Here is a 17,529-nt window from a genome sequence, read left to right as displayed (position 1 = left end):
CCACGGGTTCGCCACCCGAAGGATGAGACGAAATCGGCCCGCGGCCAGGACACCTCGACCTCTCCGGCATACTCCATGACGTGAACGACGCCACCACCGCCCCCAGTCTCGACGGCCGCGAGTTCGTGATGACCTCCTCGACCAACAGCGCGGTCGACCCGGAGTCGCCGTCGCGGTTCCACTACTCCGAGCGCGACGGAGTGGTCTGGGGCGACGACGTCGGCGACACCGTGACCTTCGGCCGGTTCGTGGGCACGCGCACCGGCGACGCCCTGCAGGTCTCGTTCGTGCACCAGCTGATCGACGGCGGGACCGTGGTCAGCGGCACCGGCGGCAGCCGCGTCGAGCTCGACGGCGAGGGCCTGCTGCGGCTCGTCGAGGAGTTCGAGATCGACGGCGACGACCACGTCAGCATCTGCGTCGAGGTCTGACGCTCAGCGCGCCGCGTCGCGGCCGTTCCCCGCGGTGGTGAACCGCGTCATGCCGAGCCGGTTCGTCGATCCGGAGCGGTCGGGGATGTCGGAGGGCAGCAGATAGGCCTTGCGCACCACCTCGTCGAGCACGACGACCGAGACCACCGACTTCACCTCTGGCCGGGCCGCGACCACGCCGGTGACGACGTCGTGCACGCCGCCGATGTCGAGCGAGCGGACCAGGAGCATCGCGTCGTGCTCGCCGGTCGTGATGCAGCAGTACTCGACGTCGGGCATCTGGAGGATGCCCTCGCGGAACCGGTGCCACGACTGCGGGTGCACAGTCACGAACACCAGGGCGCAGACGTCGAGCCCCACCTTCCCCGGATCGACCAGGGCCGAGAACCCGGTGATGATGCCGGATGCGGTCAGCTGCTCGACCCGGTTGTAGACGCTCGCCCGCGAGACGTTCACCCGCTCGGCCAAGGCTGACATCGAGATGCGCCCGTTCTCGCGCAGGACGGCGAGGATGCGCAGATTGAGGTCGTCGAGCCGGCCCGCGCTTTGTCCAGCGACCGCACGCGCTGGAGCGGGCGGGCGCGTGAGCGCTGTGGAGGAGGCCCGGGCAGAGGAGTCCGCACTCTGGAGCATGCCGAGGGCCGGGAACCGCAGCCCGCTCCCCGGGGACGGCGCGTTCATGACCGCCGGCTGGGCCGATCCGGAGCCGGTGATCGACTCCGACGAGCCGGTGCTCGCCTACACCGCGGAGCGCCGGTCGCGACTGGCGCAGGCGCTGCCCGCCGAGCTGCTGATCATCCCCTCCGGCCTGCCGCGGGTGCGCTCGAACGACAGCGACCACCGCTTCCGCCCGGGCACCGACCACGTGTGGCTGACGGGCAACGGAGTCGCCGAGAGCGTGCTCGTCGTCGACACGACGGGAGGGGAGGCCGGCTCGATCCTGTACCTGCGTGCTCCCTCCGGCCGCGACGGCGACGAGTTCTGGCAGAACGACGCGCTCGGCGACCTCTGGGTCGGGCCGCGGCCGTCGCTCGCCGAGACGCAGGCAGCACTGGGCATCGAGACCCGGCCGCTGGCCGACTTCACCCGCGACGTGGAGCGGGCCGCGCGGCGGGCCCGGCGCATCCGGGTCCTGCCCACCCTCGACGAGAGCGTCGACGAGCTGGTGCGGAGCATCTGCGGACCGGAGCTCGGACCGCACCTCGTGCTCAAGGCGACGCTCGACGAGCTGCGCCTGATCAAGAACGACTGGGAGATCGGACGGCTGCAGCTCGCCGTCGACGGCACGGCGCGGGGCTTCGACGACTGCCTCGAGGCGTGGCAGGTCGCCCGCGCGATGCCCCGCGGCGAGCGCTACCTCGAGGGCACCTTCGCCCGCCGCGCCCTGGTCGAGGGACAGGGGCCGGCCTACGGATCGGTCGTCGCCTCGGGAGCGCACGCCACGACCCTGCACTACACGCGGAACACCGGGCCCCTCGCCGACAGCGACCTCGTCCTGATGGACATGGGCGTCGAGCTGCCCTCGCTCTACGCCGCCGATATCACCCGCACCTTCCCGGTCAGCGGGGAGTTCACCCCGCTGCAGCGGGACGTGTACTCGATCGTGCTGCGCGCGCAGCAGGCCGGCATCGACTCCCTGCGCGCGGGAGTGCGCTTCCAGGACTACCAGGACGCGTGCGGGCGAGCCCTCACCGAAGGGCTGATCGACCTCGGCCTGATCCGCTGCTCGGTCGACGAGGCCATGGCCCCGTCCGCGTCGTACCACCGCCGGTGGAGCATCTCCCGCGCCGGGCACATGCTCGGGATGGACGTGCACGACTGCAACCACGCTCCGCACGAGACGTACCTCGGCGGAGTGCTCGCGGCCGGCCACACCCTCACCGTGGAGCCGGGCCTCTACTTCCAGCCGGGCGACCTGACGGTCCCCGCCGAGCTGCGGGGCCTGGGCATCCGGATCGAGGACGACCTCGTGGTCACGGAGACGTCGTCGATCCTGCTCTCGGCGGCGATGCCGCGCACGCCCGACGCGGTGGAGGAGTGGATGGCGAGGTTGGCGGGCTGAGAGATCGGGCCCTCGACGCGATCGGCCGACGCGGACTACGGGAGCTGCGGGGGCGCGATCAGTTCGAGGAATCCACCGAGGGCACCTTCGAGGTAGATGATGCGCGTGCCGGCTCGGGCGCCACCGGTCATCCGGTGAGGTGTCCCCACCGGTGTCCAGCCGTGTCCAGCGCAGAGCTCGAGGACACGATCGAGGTCCGAGACCGTGAGCGCGATGTGCACCGTGCCGACCTGTGCGGGCGAGCCGGCGGACTCGAGCTGTCGGGGCGGGTCGTACTGCAGCAGCTCCACCCGGTGGGGGCCGAGGGTCACCGTCGCTGCGCGGATCACGGCTCCACGGACGCCGGTGGTCGCCGCCGTGACGTCGACGTCGAGCGTGAAGGTGCGCTCGAGCACGAACCCGAGACCGAAGCACCACAGCACCAGCGCGTCGTCGAGGTCGGCCACGGTGAGACCGGAGTGAGCGACGTCGGAGACGAGCGGTGATGCCATGACCTCAGTATCGAGCTCCGACACGCCTGCCTGAGAGAAGAGGGTCCCGGCACCCGATCCCCCTACGGACGCAGGCCGCGCAACGAGCAGAGATACTCTTTCCGGATGTCGTTCCCGTCCATGCTCCGCGAAACCGTCGATGCTGCCGAGGATCGATTGCTGGACGCGATGCGCGCAAGTGACGTCGATGCGCTTGGTCGACTGCTCGCACCCGAGCTGATCTTCACGACACCCGAAGGCTCGATCATCAGCCGGGACGAAGATCTCGGAGCACATTCGTCGGGCACAACGAAGTTCGAGTCGATCGATGAAATCAGTCGCAGCACGCTGGCCTCTGCCGGCGGCGCCCAGACCACGTCCGTCGTAGACGTCGTTGTGATCGACCACGGCACACGGATCGAGGCTCGGCTTCAGTACGTCCGCGCATGGCGACGAATCGCCGGGCGCTGGATGGTCGTCTCCGGAAGCGCAACACTCGCACCCGCACCGAACGCCTGATCGTTCCGCTGAAGGATCCCCATACGGAGCAGTGCGCTTCAGAAGGGAACGACCGGTGTGTCCGTTGCAACCTCCTGTCGTCGCCGGGCGAGAATCAGCCCGACATTCAGGACAAACAGCGTCAGGAAGATGAACGCGCCCGTCGCGGCGTCGAGGTCCGTCGTGAGCTCGAGGATCATGAACGCGATGGCGGCGGCGAGAGAGGCGCACGCGGTGATGGTGAACACTCGAATCAGCCCCGTGTGGTTCCACCGCTCCTCGTCAGTGCTCATGAGTGACCTTCTCGCACCCGCTCGTCGGTGCGAGTCACGAGGCCCTTCGAGCTTCATGGCAAGAGAACGCCGTCTCGATTGAGGATCGTCGGTCGGGGTTGAGCGTCCAGTGGCCAGTACCGCAGGCCGTAGGACAGGCTGAACGGAACGGAAGGGGTGAGCGATGGCGGCAGGGTTCAGAGGTGGACGCTCGGCGTCCGAGGTGCGACTCACTCAATGGAACTGGTTCAGTCGCGCAGGAGCGCCGACGGAGCGTGTTCTCATCGGAGTCACTGTCGTGGCGATCATCGGCGGCAACGTCATCTTCGACGCACTGAATCCGGAGGCCGTTCCCCTTGCTGCTCGCCTGGCGGTACTCGTCGAGGCGCTCGTCGTGCTGAACGTTCTGCCGCTCGTCGTGCACGCGATTCGCCAACCTGCACCGTACGCCGACCTGTCAGCCGAGACGGTGCGCGTGCGCTCGCGGGTCACGCCCTTCGCGTCGTTCACCACGGCACGGAGGATCGAGACCGGTCGGTCGAAACAGGTCGTCCTCGAGGTGTCGACGCCAGGCCAGAAGGTGCTCCTCGAACTGCGCGACAGGCTGGGCCGAGTCACCACCGACCCCACCCAGGGCGCGATCGTGACGTTCCTCCAGGGAAGCAGTGTCTCGATGCCGTCCTCTTCGGACGATCCCACGGGCCGGTTCGCTCATGTGAACTTCCCGCAGCACCTCACCCGCGAGCAAGCCATCGAACTCGCCTCCCACCCGCTGACTGTCCCCGACTTCGGCGCCGGCCGCGATGACGTCGGGACGGCATCGCGCGGCGAGTCGCCGTCCCAGTAGGGGATGGTCTACCGGGTGCGGACGTTCAGCGTGTCAGGCGTTCCTCTCGAAAAGGCTGCCGGAGTGCGCCGACGAGCCGGCCCACGCTTCGCGTGCGTTCACTCGGCCAGCGAAGAACGTGGTCCAGGTCTGCTTCAAAGCGGGCTCGGGGAACGTCGTGACTGCTCGGGTAGGCGGCTCCTGCTCCGATGTCGATTCCGAAGAGCCCGATGTGGAACGCGTGGACGAGTAGGAAGCCGGGAACTAGATGCACGCCGACGGCGGCCACAGCGAGCATCGCAACCGGAGTGCGCGGATCGCGTTCCTTACGAATCGATGACCGGTGATTCACGCGGAGAACACCATGAGAGCTCGTGCGCGTTCCACGACGAGTCGGGGCGCTCGTGATGCTCCTGGGGCGACGCGGGTGCTGGCAGCGATGCCTGGCGATGCCCGTTCGCGGCGCAGCGGCGTCACTGTTCCGTGCTGGAGGGCGGCACTCGAGCGGCTGCGAGCTGGCGGGTGCCGGGATCACCGACACCCAGGATGAGGACGCTCTCGATGCTGCCGATCGTGTCGGGATCGATGATCTGCAATTCCTGATCAGCATCCGCTGTCAGCGAGCCGACCTCGCTTCCGACGTCCGCAGGGAACCTCAACTCGCCGTCGTTGTCCTCGAGGGGAGCGCTCGTGAGAAGGACTCGCGGTTCCACTGCTCCGGTCAGGTTCAGCCCGCTGAAGGACAGCCACACTGTCCCGTCCTCTCGCTCCTCGATCAGGAGATCGCCGCTCGCATCGTTGGACACGCTCTCGAGTGACGTGCGGATGGGCAGCTGCTCCAGAAGCGACTGGGCGGCGGGAGCGTCCGTTGCATCAGAGTCATCCGTGGGGATGTTCGTAGGAAGGCTGGGAGCGGCGGACGTCGCCGAGGGGCTGGCGACGGCGGTTCCATCGAGGGGTGCCGTGCACCCGGCCAGGGCCAGAACGAGCCCGGTCGCAGCGGCCTTGACGGATAGCCGGCCGATCGCGTTCGTGTCTGTCATGGTGTGCGCTGCTCCGTCCGTCGAACTGTCGCTCAGCCTACGCAGGGCGCGATTCTCATCGCCTTGTCGAAGTGTCTCCGCGGGGTCAGTGGTGTGAACGCCTGTCGATCAAATCGTCGTGCGAGCAGCGCCGGACATCAGTCGCGCTCCAACCTTGTCCCTCTTGGCATCGTGAGCCAGAGGATGAAGGTGAGGAGTAGGCCGAGGATGCCGCTGACGACCAGCGCAGCGACGGCGAAGGCGGAACCGCCGAACGATCCCTGAGCATCGTTGCTCGTCTCCACCGGCACGAACCAGTCGACGACGGCTCCGACGATGAACAGCAGGCTGACGACGAGAGCGCCGATGCAGGTGTCCCGCCGCACCTTCTCTTGGGACCCATCGCCTGAGAGGTTGACGAGCCACAGGATTCCGATGACGGCCGGGGCGCCAGCGAGGAACGCTAGAAACACAGGTGCTCCTGGTCGATGACGGGCCGCGGCAGCATCCGCAGCTGGGGCAGGAAGAGCGCCGCGGCCGATACGGCGACCATCACGCTCCTCCGTCGAGGGCGACCGAGTGGCTCGCGGTCATCGGGCGGCAACGGTGAGATTCAGGTCCTCACCGACGCGGAGGATCTCATCCGAGGGGAACCGGAACGGGTTGAGGTAGAACAGGTCGTCGGCCGTCATGCCGAATCGTCGGGACCGGAGGACGCGGCGGGGATGACGAGCTCGTCGGATGTCAGGGCCAGCCGGCCGTCCGCCGCGCTCAACTGGACGGCGCCGGTGGTCCCGTCGCTCCTGGTGAACGTCGCCACGCCTAGATCGCCGGTCAGCGGGGAGGTGAAGCCGTCGTCCGTGTTCGTCGCCGGTGGCGGAGTCGGTGGTGCAGGCTGCGCCGTGCATCCCGTCACGACCGCCAGGCATGCCGCGACCGCGACCGTGCTGCGCACTTTCGAGAACGTCCCCACCGGCTCAGGCCAAGCGACGTCACCGCTTTCCTCGTGGTCGCGTCTCGGCCTGAAATGCTCAGCACGGTTCGGAAAGGGGAACGTCTGTCGCGGGCCAGCAGGAAGCCCAACGGCTCCTAGGCTGACCCGATGAGTTCCCCGGCACCGACCCGCCCATTCGTGGGTGTAGCGCGCATCGCCGTCGGTGCAGCCGCGGTCGCGGTGATCCTCCACACCTACGCGCTGAGCATCGTGACCGGCGACCCGAATCCGTTCGACTACTTCGGCTACTTCACGAACCAGACCAGCCTCTTCGCGAGCGCGGTGCTCATCGTCGCCGGATCGGTCGCGCTCGCCCGCCGTCCGACGCCGGTGTCGCTGAGCTACGTCCGCGGCGCGGCGACGGCCTACTCGATCGTCGTCGCCGTGATCTACAACACCCTCGTCCCCGGTACCGGCACGGCCCCGCCCTGGGTCAGCGCCGTCCTGCACGTGACGCTCCCCGCCCTCGTCCTCCTCGACTGGATCGTCGTCAACGACCGCGGACCGCTCTCCTGGCGCCGACTGTGGGTGGTCCTGCCCTACCCGATCGTCTGGGTCGTCGTCGTGCTCGTCCGCGGAGCGACCGACGGGTGGGTGCCCTACGGCTTCCTGCTCCCCGAGAACGGGACGCTCTCGCTCGTCCTGCACGTCGCCGGGCTGACCTGCGCGGTGCTCCTCGCGGGCGCGCTCGTCTGGGCACTGAGCCGACGCCGCAGATCGGCCGGTTGATGTCCTGTCCTCCGTCGCCGTGGATCATGAGGCGTGCTGATTCCCGACGTCGGGCGCGTCACCTCTCGTGCGCCGCGGCTCGGCCGCAGCGGGCTCTGATCACGCGCGACACGAGATCGATGACCAGCAACCCCGACATCAGTTCAGTCTCGCGAACCCGAGCGCCTTGTGCGCGTCCCGTATGGGGATCGTCGAGCGATCACCTAAACGCCGTGGACCGACGCACGCCGCATCGCGACGGCGGGACGATAGAACCCCTGGGAGCCGCCGTCTCTCACCATTCGTCGCCCAGCTTGCGGAGCCGGTTGTCCTCCGGCAGGGTCTGGCGCGAGAAGTCGTGCAGAACGTCGGACGACGCCGTTTCCTGTCCGTCGCGTTCAGCTCGTCGGATGGCCGCGAGGACGACGCATGTCACAGCCACGATCAACGCCGCAGCAGTCGTCAACGTCATCCATGTCGGCTGAACGGTCGAACCGTCCGAGCACAGCGGGTTCCAGAGGAACCCCTCTCCGGTCAGGCTGCCTCCGCCGCGGGTCCGGCACGTCTCGCTCGGGTCCCACATGTAGATGGAGGCAACCGCTCCCATGACGGCTGCGAGACCGCCGAAGACCAAGGCGAGAACGACGGGCGTCGCTGCACTCGGTCGCGGGGGCTCTCCAACGGTCATCGGGACATCATGCACTGCACTTCACGGGATCGATCAAGAACCGGAACAACAGAGGCGGCTGCGAGCGCCCCGCAGGGAGGTCATCGCGCAGCGACACTTCACCGACACGCAGAATCTCGTCCGAAGGGAAGCGGAACGGGTTGAGGGAGAGCAGGTCATCCGCCGTCATCCCCGCTCCTCCCTTTCTCGTGAGGTTGGGGCGACCGGATGGAGTGGCCGCAGTTCCCTCAGGGGCCACAGCGCATTGCTCGTGGCCGGGCTCGTGGATGAGCCCAGAGAGCGCGGACGCCCTTTCGTCGTCGCGGGAGCGACGATCGCGGCTGCAGCCGTTCTCTGCGCTCCCGTGTACGACGCCGGTCTAGCCGTCCTCCGGACCGAGGGGGACGTGCCGACAGCTGCTCTCGGTGCGCCCGCCCGACGCGATGATCCCGAACAGCTGTCGAGCCAGCTCGGAACGACGCCGCAAGCGCGCATCAGCTACGGGCAGCGGTATGTCTTCGCGAAGTCGGTTGCCGTGAACTGCCTTCCCTCGGTCATGGAGTTCAGTGACGGGCAGATGTCGTTGTTGTGCGCCGCCGCTACGAAGGGGGTCGCTGCTTGTGGGACGCAGCCGTAGTCCTGGTCGGGCTGGTCGAGGATGCGCAGCTGACCCGTCTCCCCGGCGGCGAGGTGAAGATCGGACCAGGAGCAGGACCAGGTGAGTGAGGCTCCGGTGTCGTTGGTGATGCTGACGTAGTGGGAAGGGCCATGCACTCCGAACAGCAGATCACCTACCCACAGAACCGCGGCCGCCACTACGGCTAGAGCGCCCAGCGCGATCGACAGTCTCACCGACCGTCGTTGGCGGGGTGGCGTCTGCCGGTCCGGCGAGAGCCCGCTCGGATCCCAACTGTCCAGACCTTCAACCACGGCGTCTCCCCTCAATGGGCGAGAAACGGCCTCGACCGCTGCCCAGCTCGAGTCCGCCCACGGGAGAAGAGTAGGCGTGATGCGGCTCTCACCACGAGGAGCAACCGGCTCGCGACCGAGAGCGTCCGCAAGGCGATCGTTCACAGACGCATTGCGGGACCGGCGATGTTCGTTCGTGAAGTTTGAGACGAAACCGTGCTCTGAGGGCATTCACTACTGAGGGGGTGATGTCGGATGGTCGGTGCTGCTGAGGTGACGCTGGTAAATCGTCTTCGCGGCGGTGACCCTTCGGCGCTGGATGCTCTCTTCCGGATGCACGGCCGCGCGGTCTACCGGGCCGCGGGAAGCTTCCTCGCGGACGCCGGTCATGCCGAGGACGTCGTGCAGGAGAGCTTCTTCCTGCTCTGGCAGCGCCGCTCGGGCGTGCGCATCGTGGGGGAGTCGGTGCTGCCCTGGCTGCTGGTCACGGTACGCAACCTCAGCTTCTCGACCAACCGCCGCGAGCAGCGCCGACGCCACCTGCCCCTCTCCGACGACACCGCCTCTCGCGGCGTCGACGCGGAGACGAGCGACCGGCTGCTCGACGTGCGGCGTCTGGTCGAGCAGATGAGCGCGACGGACCGGGCGATCTGGACGGCGTGCATCGAGGACGACCTCAGCTACAGCGATGCCGCTCGCTCCCTCGGCCTGTCCCACGGGACTGTCCGCAACCGCCTCTCGCGGGTGCGGACATCACTGGCGAGAACCCTGACGGAACGGACAGAAGACCATGGACGATCCTGACCTGAGCGACGAGCAGCTCGAGCGCATCAGCGCACGCCTCGCGCACCGCATCCGCCGCCGCCGACGTCTCGGCCAGGCCGCGGCGGTGACCCTCGCCGGCATCGCGGGCGCGATTCTCAGCGTCGCTGTCCTCACGGCGGTGACGACGGAGCGCGGCACTCCGGTCGCAGCGCCCGTCACCTGCTGGGAACAGGACGGGCAGGGCGTCGCCCTGTCGGGCGAGATTCAGACGCCCGCGAAGCAGTCCACTGCGTCGCTCGCAGCGGCGTGTGCTGCGCTCGCTGGGACCGACGCAGACGGGACGGACGCCGCCTTGTTCTCCCTCGCAGGAACGCAGGTGTGCCAAAAGGGCGGCCGGATCGAGATATTCACGGGACTGACCACCGCGGTCGACTGCACCAACCCGCCCGCGACGCAGACCGGAGTGGACCAGTGACCGTCAGGCGGGCGAGAGTCCTCCCCCTCATAATCCTCTGCCTCTCCGCGGCGCTCCTCGCCAGTGGATGCGCGACGAGCGCCAGCAGCCCCGGGTCGCCGTCGACGGCGCAGCTGCCGGGTGAACTGCTCAGCGCCGAAGACGCGACCAAGCCCGTCTACGAGACCACCGCTGTCATCGGCGATCAAGGATCAGGCGGATGGCTGCTCGATCACCCCGTCAGCCTTCGCATCACCGGCACCGACGGCCGGTCGCAGCTCAGCGTCGACGGTCCCTGCAACACGCTCACCTACGACCTCCAGTCCGCCGGCCTGCAGACCTCCGTCTGGGTGGTCACCGGAGGCCCCGCGACGACGTACGTCGGCTGCCTCGACGCCGCCGACGAACGAGAGCAGTGGCTCATGGACGTGCTGGGCGCCGAGGACGTCAGCCTCACCCAGACCTCCACGACGATGCGCATCCGCTCCGGCCCCGTCACCATCGACGCCACCGCCAGCACGACCCCCATCTCCACCGAGACGCCTGCCGAACCAACAGAGATGACGGAGTCCCTGACACCCACCGTCCCGACGGAGGGCCCACCGGGCACCCCCATCGCCACCGCCGCCTCTGAGGGGCCGATCATCGACGTCCAGCAGCTGACGAACCCGGCGCTCGACCTGGCCAACGGCACCGGAGTCCAGCTCTCGACGCTCAGTGCGGAGGAGAAGAAGCAGTACCCGATCTACGCGGTCGGAACCACGTACGAGGAGCTCGCCGCTTATGACCCCGCTCTCGCGGACCACTACTGGGTTGCACAGGACGAGCCGGTCTGGGCGCTGACCGTGCACGCGCCCGCGGAGAGAACAGACGTGCCCTATGGCTTCGACCTCCATCGGGTGGACGTCTTCACCGCCGTCTACGACGGGATCAGCGGAGAGCTCCTGACGTCACAGGGCGATGTCGACCTCGCGTCTCTCGGTGCGCCCGGCGAGCTGATCACCGCCGGATAGATCCTTAGTTACCGTCCGTATGGGAATCCCCAAACGGGACGCCAGAGGCGATGCGGATGAGGCGAAGCGCGCGATTGCTTGGTGGCGCGCTCGCTACGCTCACGTGATGGTCGGCCTCTCGCAGAGGCGCCGGCGAGCTGACGCTCGCCGTTCGCGCCGCGCCCGGTTCCGGGTTCTGCTCGCTGAGGTTTGTGGTGAGTGCTCGCACCCCTGGGTGGAGCACCTCGCGGACGCCGGCCTGGTCGGCAGCCCCGTGTGCTCGGAGTGCGTCTACGAGCTCGAGCATGGGTTCAGTAGCGGACCGATTTGTCACCGACCGGTTCCGATCGATGTGTTGAGTCGCGCTGATGCCGCTGCGGCGGCGGCAGGGCAGGGCGGCAGTGATCAATTGGTCGGAGGAGGCCAGATTCGGGTCGCAAAAGAAGACCTTGACGCCTCATGTCAGCGTCCGGCGAGAGTGGTCAGCAGGTCCTGGATGCTCGTCTTCTCGACAACCGGGTCGGGGCTGCCGGCGCGGACGGAGGAGAGAACGGGGTCGATCTGCTGGTCGACGTAGGTCCACGTCTGGCAGTTCGCGGCGCTCAGTGCGGGCTCCGCGTCGTCCCAGGCGGTCTCAAGGTTGGTGGCGCGGGCTTTCGCGCCGGCCTGATCGCCGCTGGTGACGAGGGCGAGGGTGTCGGCGGTGATCGTCTGGAAGTTCTGCACGTCGGCGGAGGGGAAGTCGGTCTGAACGGATGCCTTCGCGTCAGCTGCGGACAGCGTTCCCGACGCATCGCAGGCCGGGGCTGCGCCTTCCGGTGCCGGACTGGTGTGCGGCTGGCTGTTGGTGAAGGCGAGCAGCCCGACGACGGCGACGGCGAGGACCGCGAAGGCGACGAGTGAACGGCGTTCGCGGGCGACTGGCGTGGTGTAGTGCTCGGATGCGCCCTTGTCGACATCGGCCTTGCTGAGGGAGAGGTAGACGACGGTGGCGAGGATCGCGAGCAGGAAGATGATGCTGGTGACGAAGGTGCCGAGCCCGAGGCCCTGCTCGTCGGGGGACAGGCCGAGCCAGTCGCCGATATTGGCGCCGAGGGGGCGGGTGAGGATGTAGGCGATCCAGAACGCGAGGACCGGGTTCGCGCCGTAGCGCCAGAGGCCGGTGACGATCGCGAGCAGCGTGAGGGGCAGGAGGATCGAGACGCCAGGGCCCCAGCCGGTGAGCTCGAGAGTCCAGTCGCCGAGGGCGGTGCCGAGCGCGAAGGTGACCAGGACGGTGACCCAATAGAACGCCTCCCGCGGGGTGGTGTCGATGCTGTGGATCGAGAGGGTGCGCTCCTTCGAATACCAGACGCCGAACACGATCACGAGCAGCAGCGAGAAGACGAGGGAGCTGGCCCAGAGAGGCACTCCGAGCTGGTCGGTGAGGATGTCGGTGAGCAGGGTGCCGGTGACGCTCATCACCACGACAGTCAGCCAGTACGCGGCGGGCACGTAGCGTCGCAGCCGCATCTGCACGGCGAGCACGACCGCGGTGACGATGATGAAGATCACAGCCGTCGCGATGAGGCCGACGCCGAGGACCATGTTGATCCAGTCGGCGAAGCTCTCACCGACCGTGGTGCAGAGGATCTTGATTATCCAGAACCAGATCGTGACCTCGGGGACCTTGCTGAGCAGCCGCCGGCCGCGGGACGGTGCTGCCGTCGTTGAGATGTCCATGCCCGCAGAGTCCCAGCCGGGACGTGGGCGGCGGCTCGGGATGCGCCGTGCTGCGTTGTGTTTGCTCACAACGACCCGAAGCTCCGCGGTTCGACCAGGTCGGTACCGAGCCGATGGGCTCAGGTTCTGTGCTTTCACAACGGATGCGGGGGAATCCTCCGCACCCGGAGCCCGCGCATTCGTAGCGTGGACTCCTCCGGCGTGCTGCGCGCCGAGCGAGGAGGACGGCACTGATGCCGAACAGCGGACCCCCGGCCGATGGTGCGATCGCCTATCGGGCGGCGCGACGCTGGCCGCTGATCTCGGCGGGCCTCGCGGTGCTGCTCACGGGACTTCTGGCCGCGCTGATCTTCTACCGGGAGCACGACAAGCCGTTCGGGTTCGACACCGCGTGGATGAACGAGATCATCGAGCACCGGTCGACGTTCTGGTTGGTGCCGTCGCTGGTGATGAACAGCCTCGGCGGCGGGATCGTCGGCACGATCGTGATTCCGCTCGTCGTGTTCGTGGGGCTGCTGGTCTGGCGGGGTCGGTGGGCGGCGACGTACTTCGCGATCGCCGCGCCGCTGAGCGGGCTGCTGGTGCAGATCCTCAAGAACGCTGTCGGTCGTCCGCGGCCGCTGGAGATCCTCGTGAACGCCGACTTCGGCTCGTTCCCCTCCGGCCACAGCGCGAACGCCGCCACGACCGCGATGGTCCTCGCGATCGTCTTCCCGCTGTGGTGGGTCCGCATCGCCGGAGCCCTTTACACGGTGGCGATGATGCTCAGCCGCACCTACCTCGGTGCGCACTGGATCTCCGACACCGTCGGCGGGCTGCTCCTGGGCGCCGGGGTGGCGTTGATCGTCTGGGCGCCGCTCGCGGTCAGGCTGCACACCGAACGTGCTGCATCACCGTCGTTCCGTTGGCGGCGCTTCTCCGGGCACCGTCCGACCAGATGACGGCGGAAGGCAGCGGGCAGCGCTGCCGGTGAGCGGGTCGCTGTGCGCTTGTTCAACGGACCCGGCGAAGCCCCCAGCCCCGGGTGCCGCAGACTGCCCGACCATGGCGGCATGACGCATCTCACCGATCAGCGCCGCCCTCCGCTCCCTCGGATCCGCTCCCGCCTCCTCGCCGGCCGCTACGCCGCCTCGACGGTGCCCGAGGCGACGGCGCTGTTCTGGGTCCTCAAGGTGCTGACGACGGGGATGGGCGAGACGGCGTCGGACTTCCTCGCGACCGCGTTCGACCCGGTGATCGTTGTAGGAGTGACCGGGCTCGCGTTCCTCGCCGCGCTGGCGCTGCAGTTCGCAGCCCGCCGGTACGTCCCCTGGGTGTACTGGCTGGCGGTGCTGATGGTGAGTGTCTTCGGCACGATGGCCGCCGACGTGCTGCACGTGGTCGCCGGTGTCCCGTACCTCGTCTCCACCCTCGGGTTCGCGGTGGCTCTCGCGGCGGTCTTCCCCGTGTGGTGGCGGGTGGAGCGGACGCTGTCGATCCACTCGATCACGACGCCGCGCCGGGCCGCGTTCTACTGGCTCGCCGTCTCGGGGACGTTCGCACTCGGCACCGCAGCGGGCGACCTGACCGCGTCGACCCTCGGCTTCGGCTACCTGCCCTCCGCCGTCCTGTTCGCGGCGATCATCGCGATCCCCGCTCTCGCACACCGGTTCACGGGGCGGAACGCGGTCCTCGCGTTCTGGGCCGCCTACGTCGTCACGCGACCGCTCGGCGCCTCGGTCTGCGACTGGCTCGCGGATCCCGTCGCCCAGAAGGGCCTGGGCCTGGGCACCGGCCCGGTCACGCTCGCGGCCCTCGCGGTGTTCCTGCTGCTGGTCGCGGTGATCGCGCTCCGCCGACCGCGCGCGGCCGTCACGGCGACCCCCTGAGCGCTGGGCTCAGGCGTCGCGTCCGGCGCGGTTCTTCTGCCGCCAGTAGGTGAGGGCGATGCCGGCGAGGCTGAGAACGACGATGCCGACGAGGACGATGTCGATGTACTTCCCCACGAAGTCCGCGACGCCGGGGATCTGCCCGAGGAAGAAGCCGAGGAGGATCACGCCGGTGGACCAGACGGCGGCGCCGAGTGCGTTGAAGCCGACGAAGTGGCCGTAGTGCATCTTCCCGACGCCCGCGGCGACGGGGGCGAAGGTGCGCACGACCGGCACGAAGCGGGCGATGGTGACCGCCCAGCCGCCGAACCGGTCGAAGAACGACTGGGTGCGGGCGACGCTCGAGCGGCTGAAGAGCCCGCTGTCCTTGCGCTCGAAGATCCGCGGCCCGCTCGCGCGGCCGATGACGAACCCGAGCTGGTCGCCCAGGAACGCGGCGGCGGCGACCATCAGGATCACCAGCGGCACCGGCAGGGAGATCACGCCGGTCGCGACGAAGACACCGGTGAAGAAGAGGAGGGTGTCACCGGGGAGGAAGAACCCGATCAGCAGGCCCGTCTCGACGAAGGCGATCAGGCAGACCAGGGCGATCGCCCAGGGGCCGGCGCCGTCGAGGAGGGATTGGGGGTCGATCATCGGTTCTCCTTGCGAGAGGTCGGGTGGGGCTGCGTCGCGGGGATGCGGACGTCGACACCGAGGCCGTGGGGGGCGAGGTTGCGGAGTCGGAGCTCGCCGCCGGCGGCGCGGCTGAGACCGGCGACGATCGCGAGCCCGAGGCCGGCGCCGCCGTCGCGGGAGCGGGCGGCATCCGGGCGGGTGAAACGGTCAGTCGCGACCGCGAGGAACGCGTCAGGAACGCCCGGGCCGTCGTCGTCGACGGAGAGGACGATCTCTTCGGCGCGCTCGACGAGGGTCGCGCTGACGCTGCCGCCGTCGGGCGTCGCAGTGACGGCGTTCGCGAGCAGGTTGTCCAGGATCCGGCCGAAATCGGTCGGGGAGATCGGGTACCGGGCGGCGACGATCGAGGCGGGGGCGACGAAGTCGATCGCGAGGTCCCGCTCGCGGGCGAGCATCCGGGCGCGGTCGACGCTGTCGGCTACCTCCTCCCGCAGAGCCGCCGAGGAGGCGTCGCCGGTAGCGATGCCCGCGTCGATCCTCGACAGGATCAGCAGCCCGTCCGTCAGGGACTGCAGGCGGTCGATCGAGCGGCGCGCGTCGACGACATCGGCGTAGAGAGCCGCCGGATCGTCGCGGACCCGCTCAGCGAGCTCGAGCCGGGTGCGCAGCGCGGCGAGCGGGGTGCGCAGCTCGTGGCTCGCGTCGGCGACGAGCCGCCGCTCCCGGTCCGCCGACTCCCGCAGGTCCGCGATCAGCGCGTTCAGGGTCGAGGCGAGGTCGGAGAGCTCGTCGCGGGCGGGCCCGACCGGGAGCAGCTCGGTGGAGCGTCCCTGGCGCAGCCGGTCGGCGATCGCGCGCATCCTGCCGACGGGGCGCAGCGCGAGGCCGACCAGGACCCAGGACGTCACAGCGAACGCGACGAACAGGATCGCGAGGGCGATCAGGAGCGTCGTGCTGACGCCGCCGACGACGGCCTCGGCGGTGTCGCGGCTCTCCTCGATCAGCGCCTGCGACGCTCCCGAGCGGACCAGCTCGATCGTGGAGGCATCGAGGATGTGATCGAGCTGCTCGCGCACGACGACCGCGACGATCCCGAAGAACAGCATCGCGACCAGCAGGCTCGACACCGTGATCCGCACCCGGATCGACAGGGACCGCCAGCTCACGGCGTCACCCCGAGGCGATAGCCCGCACCCCGTCGGGTGAGGATCTCGACCGACGCCCCGCCCGCGGCCAGCTTGCGGCGGAGGTAGCTGATGTACTGCTCCGCGATGTTGTGGTCCACGAACTCCGCCGACCCCCACACCTCGAGCAGGATCTCCTCCCGCGGCACGAAGTCCCCGGCGCGTGCCGCGAGCGCGCGGAGGACGCCGAACTCCTTGGGGCTCAGAGGCAGGACGGCGCCGTCGACCGTCGCGGCGTGCGCGTAGGGGTCGACGCGCAGATTTCCCAGCACGACCGGTGCCCGGTTCGTGAGGTGCTCTCTGCGGATCATCGCTCGGAGGCGGGCGGAGAGCTCCTCGAAGTGGAACGGTTTCGCGAGGTAGTCGTCGGCGCCCGCGTCGAGGCCGAACACGCGGTCCTGCAGGGCGTCGCGGGCGGTGAGCATGATCACCGGGAGCGTGGCACCGCTCGCGCGCAGGTGCCGGCAGATCTCGAAGCCACTCATCCCCGGGAGCATCACGTCGAGGATCGCCGCGGAGTAGTCCGCTTCGCGCGCCGAATTGAGCGCGTCGACCCCGTTCGAGAACAGGTCGACGTCGTAGCCGTCGCCGGTGAGGCCCCGCTTGATGAGCTCGCCCATCTCGACGTCGTCTTCGACGACCATCACCGCGTCACGCATCCAGGCCTCCTACGGTCATGCTCGCACCGGTGGCGCGGCGGAACCGGCCTACTCCGCGGAGATATGCGGCTTCTCAGCGGTACGCACTGCATACAAAGGCAGCACGTGCGGCCCGATGGAGCAGCACGCCCCTGGTGCGCAGACGATCTCGGACGCGGGCACCGACATGGACGCCGAGCTCCGCTCGGCGCGGTGTTGAGCGCTGTGCGCATTTTGCCTGGAAGCCTTCGGCAGCGTACGGGCCTGCGGCGTCCACGCAAGCCGCTGCGCGGCCGGCTCCTCCGACGTTCTCGGCACGCGGTCGCTGCGCTCCCTCACATCGCGCCGACAACCTCTCCTCCTCCGCCCTCCGGGTTGCGCTCCCACCTCCGACCCTGCTCGGCACTACGTGCCTTCCAGGCAAGAAAA

23 protein-coding genes are annotated in these 17,529 nt (G+C 68.9%); 10 read left to right on the top strand and 13 right to left on the bottom strand.

The features are described 5' to 3' along the window. Positions 1-80 precede the first annotated feature (80 nt). Positions 81-431, top strand: coding sequence for a hypothetical protein (locus C5B95_RS10790; protein ID WP_258059949.1), 351 nt, complete (start codon positions 81-83; stop codon positions 429-431). A 3-nt stretch (positions 432-434) separates the two neighbouring features. Here the strand turns inward: C5B95_RS10790 and C5B95_RS10785 are convergent, their stop codons facing one another. Next, positions 435-1,064, bottom strand: coding sequence for an Lrp/AsnC family transcriptional regulator (locus C5B95_RS10785; RefSeq protein ID WP_104349174.1), 630 nt, complete (start codon positions 1,062-1,064; stop codon positions 435-437). On the opposite strand from C5B95_RS10785, the gene C5B95_RS10780 reads away from it, so the two are divergent. Then, complete coding sequence (locus C5B95_RS10780; protein WP_258059948.1) at positions 1,063-2,493, top strand: aminopeptidase P family protein; 1,431 nt, start codon at positions 1,063-1,065, stop codon at positions 2,491-2,493. The two genes, C5B95_RS10785 and C5B95_RS10780, sit on opposite strands and share 2 nt — an antisense overlap. A 35-nt stretch (positions 2,494-2,528) precedes the next feature. Here C5B95_RS10780 and C5B95_RS10775 read toward each other — a convergent pair whose 3' ends face one another. Next, positions 2,529-2,984, bottom strand: a complete 456-nt coding sequence (locus C5B95_RS10775) for a VOC family protein (protein WP_104349143.1) — start codon at positions 2,982-2,984, stop codon at positions 2,529-2,531. A 105-nt stretch (positions 2,985-3,089) separates the two neighbouring features. Here C5B95_RS10775 and C5B95_RS10770 point away from each other — a divergent pair, with 105 nt between their 5' ends. Beyond that, entirely contained in the window at positions 3,090-3,482 is a 393-nt protein-coding gene (locus C5B95_RS10770) for a nuclear transport factor 2 family protein (protein ID WP_104349142.1), read from the top strand. Between the two features lie 38 nt (positions 3,483-3,520). On the opposite strand, the gene C5B95_RS10765 is transcribed toward C5B95_RS10770, so the two are convergent. Further along, the gene (locus tag C5B95_RS10765) at positions 3,521-3,754 is read right to left on the bottom strand and encodes a hypothetical protein (protein ID WP_104233966.1); all 234 of its coding nucleotides are present in this window, start codon (positions 3,752-3,754) and stop codon (positions 3,521-3,523) included. A 277-nt stretch (positions 3,755-4,031) separates the two neighbouring features. Between C5B95_RS10765 and C5B95_RS10760 the strand changes: the two genes are divergently transcribed. After that, positions 4,032-4,580, top strand: a complete 549-nt coding sequence (locus C5B95_RS10760; RefSeq protein WP_104349141.1) for a hypothetical protein — start codon at positions 4,032-4,034, stop codon at positions 4,578-4,580. A 452-nt stretch (positions 4,581-5,032) separates the two neighbouring features. Here the strand turns inward: C5B95_RS10760 and C5B95_RS10755 are convergent, their stop codons facing one another. The 3 genes from C5B95_RS10755 to C5B95_RS10745 form a co-directional block, all read right to left on the bottom strand. Further along, complete coding sequence (locus tag C5B95_RS10755; protein ID WP_104349140.1) at positions 5,033-5,602, bottom strand: hypothetical protein; 570 nt, start codon at positions 5,600-5,602, stop codon at positions 5,033-5,035. Between the two features lie 137 nt (positions 5,603-5,739). Continuing rightward, positions 5,740-5,967: a hypothetical protein gene (locus C5B95_RS10750; RefSeq protein ID WP_146076570.1), complete on the bottom strand. Its 228-nt coding sequence runs from the start codon at positions 5,965-5,967 to the stop codon at positions 5,740-5,742. Positions 5,968-6,269: 302 nt separating this feature from the next. Further along, on the bottom strand, positions 6,270-6,554 hold the full coding sequence (locus C5B95_RS10745) for a hypothetical protein (protein ID WP_104349138.1): 285 nt from the start codon (positions 6,552-6,554) through the stop codon (positions 6,270-6,272). A 129-nt stretch (positions 6,555-6,683) separates the two neighbouring features. Between C5B95_RS10745 and C5B95_RS10740 the strand changes: the two genes are divergently transcribed. Further along, positions 6,684-7,304: a Pr6Pr family membrane protein gene (locus C5B95_RS10740; RefSeq protein ID WP_104349137.1), complete on the top strand. Its 621-nt coding sequence runs from the start codon at positions 6,684-6,686 to the stop codon at positions 7,302-7,304. A gap of 274 nt (positions 7,305-7,578) precedes the next feature. Here C5B95_RS10740 and C5B95_RS10735 read toward each other — a convergent pair whose 3' ends face one another. From C5B95_RS10735 to C5B95_RS10730, 3 genes are all read right to left on the bottom strand, one after another. Beyond that, entirely contained in the window at positions 7,579-7,971 is a 393-nt protein-coding gene (locus C5B95_RS10735) for a hypothetical protein (protein ID WP_104250836.1), read from the bottom strand. A 7-nt stretch (positions 7,972-7,978) separates the two neighbouring features. Then, positions 7,979-8,140, bottom strand: coding sequence for a hypothetical protein (locus C5B95_RS17495; protein WP_181068051.1), 162 nt, complete (start codon positions 8,138-8,140; stop codon positions 7,979-7,981). A gap of 308 nt (positions 8,141-8,448) precedes the next feature. Further along, on the bottom strand, positions 8,449-8,724 hold the full coding sequence (locus tag C5B95_RS10730; protein WP_146076568.1) for a hypothetical protein: 276 nt from the start codon (positions 8,722-8,724) through the stop codon (positions 8,449-8,451). Positions 8,725-9,114: 390 nt separating this feature from the next. Here C5B95_RS10730 and C5B95_RS10725 point away from each other — a divergent pair, with 390 nt between their 5' ends. The 3 genes from C5B95_RS10725 to C5B95_RS10715 are packed head-to-tail and all read left to right on the top strand — an operon-like array spanning position 9,115 to position 11,091. Beyond that, on the top strand, positions 9,115-9,663 hold the full coding sequence (locus tag C5B95_RS10725) for an RNA polymerase sigma factor (protein WP_104308041.1): 549 nt from the start codon (positions 9,115-9,117) through the stop codon (positions 9,661-9,663). Next, positions 9,650-10,099: a hypothetical protein gene (locus C5B95_RS10720; RefSeq protein ID WP_104260259.1), complete on the top strand. Its 450-nt coding sequence runs from the start codon at positions 9,650-9,652 to the stop codon at positions 10,097-10,099. The genes C5B95_RS10725 and C5B95_RS10720 overlap by 14 nt, the downstream gene beginning before the upstream one ends. After that, complete coding sequence (locus C5B95_RS10715; protein WP_104233957.1) at positions 10,096-11,091, top strand: hypothetical protein; 996 nt, start codon at positions 10,096-10,098, stop codon at positions 11,089-11,091. Before C5B95_RS10720 ends, C5B95_RS10715 begins: the two co-directional genes overlap by 4 nt. A gap of 441 nt (positions 11,092-11,532) precedes the next feature. On the opposite strand, the gene C5B95_RS10710 is transcribed toward C5B95_RS10715, so the two are convergent. Then, entirely contained in the window at positions 11,533-12,792 is a 1,260-nt protein-coding gene (locus tag C5B95_RS10710; RefSeq protein ID WP_104349136.1) for a hypothetical protein, read from the bottom strand. A gap of 233 nt (positions 12,793-13,025) precedes the next feature. On the opposite strand from C5B95_RS10710, the gene C5B95_RS10705 reads away from it, so the two are divergent. Beyond that, positions 13,026-13,733 carry a phosphatase PAP2 family protein gene (locus C5B95_RS10705; protein ID WP_181068049.1) on the top strand — a complete coding sequence of 236 codons (708 nt, stop codon included), beginning with the start codon at positions 13,026-13,028 and terminating at the stop codon, positions 13,731-13,733. Between the two features lie 111 nt (positions 13,734-13,844). Beyond that, positions 13,845-14,660: a hypothetical protein gene (locus C5B95_RS10700; protein WP_104347011.1), complete on the top strand. Its 816-nt coding sequence runs from the start codon at positions 13,845-13,847 to the stop codon at positions 14,658-14,660. Between the two features lie 9 nt (positions 14,661-14,669). Here C5B95_RS10700 and C5B95_RS10695 read toward each other — a convergent pair whose 3' ends face one another. From C5B95_RS10695 to C5B95_RS10685, 3 genes are read right to left on the bottom strand one after another with little or no spacing between them, the layout of a single operon-like run. Next, positions 14,670-15,296: a DedA family protein gene (locus C5B95_RS10695; RefSeq protein ID WP_104226507.1), complete on the bottom strand. Its 627-nt coding sequence runs from the start codon at positions 15,294-15,296 to the stop codon at positions 14,670-14,672. Continuing rightward, the gene (locus C5B95_RS10690) at positions 15,293-16,444 is read right to left on the bottom strand and encodes a HAMP domain-containing sensor histidine kinase (RefSeq protein ID WP_258059421.1); all 1,152 of its coding nucleotides are present in this window, start codon (positions 16,442-16,444) and stop codon (positions 15,293-15,295) included. Before C5B95_RS10690 ends, C5B95_RS10695 begins: the two co-directional genes overlap by 4 nt. Beyond that, positions 16,441-17,121 carry a response regulator transcription factor gene (locus C5B95_RS10685; RefSeq protein WP_104223238.1) on the bottom strand — a complete coding sequence of 227 codons (681 nt, stop codon included), beginning with the start codon at positions 17,119-17,121 and terminating at the stop codon, positions 16,441-16,443. The genes C5B95_RS10690 and C5B95_RS10685 overlap by 4 nt, the downstream gene beginning before the upstream one ends. Positions 17,122-17,529 lie beyond the last annotated feature (408 nt).

Origin of the sequence: Rathayibacter sp. AY1A7 (genome assembly GCF_002930845.1) — a bacterium.
Lineage (GTDB): Bacteria > Actinomycetota > Actinomycetes > Actinomycetales > Microbacteriaceae > Rathayibacter.
The sequence above is the reverse complement of the archived record's forward strand: the minus strand, read 5'-3'. Positions and strand labels throughout refer to the sequence as shown.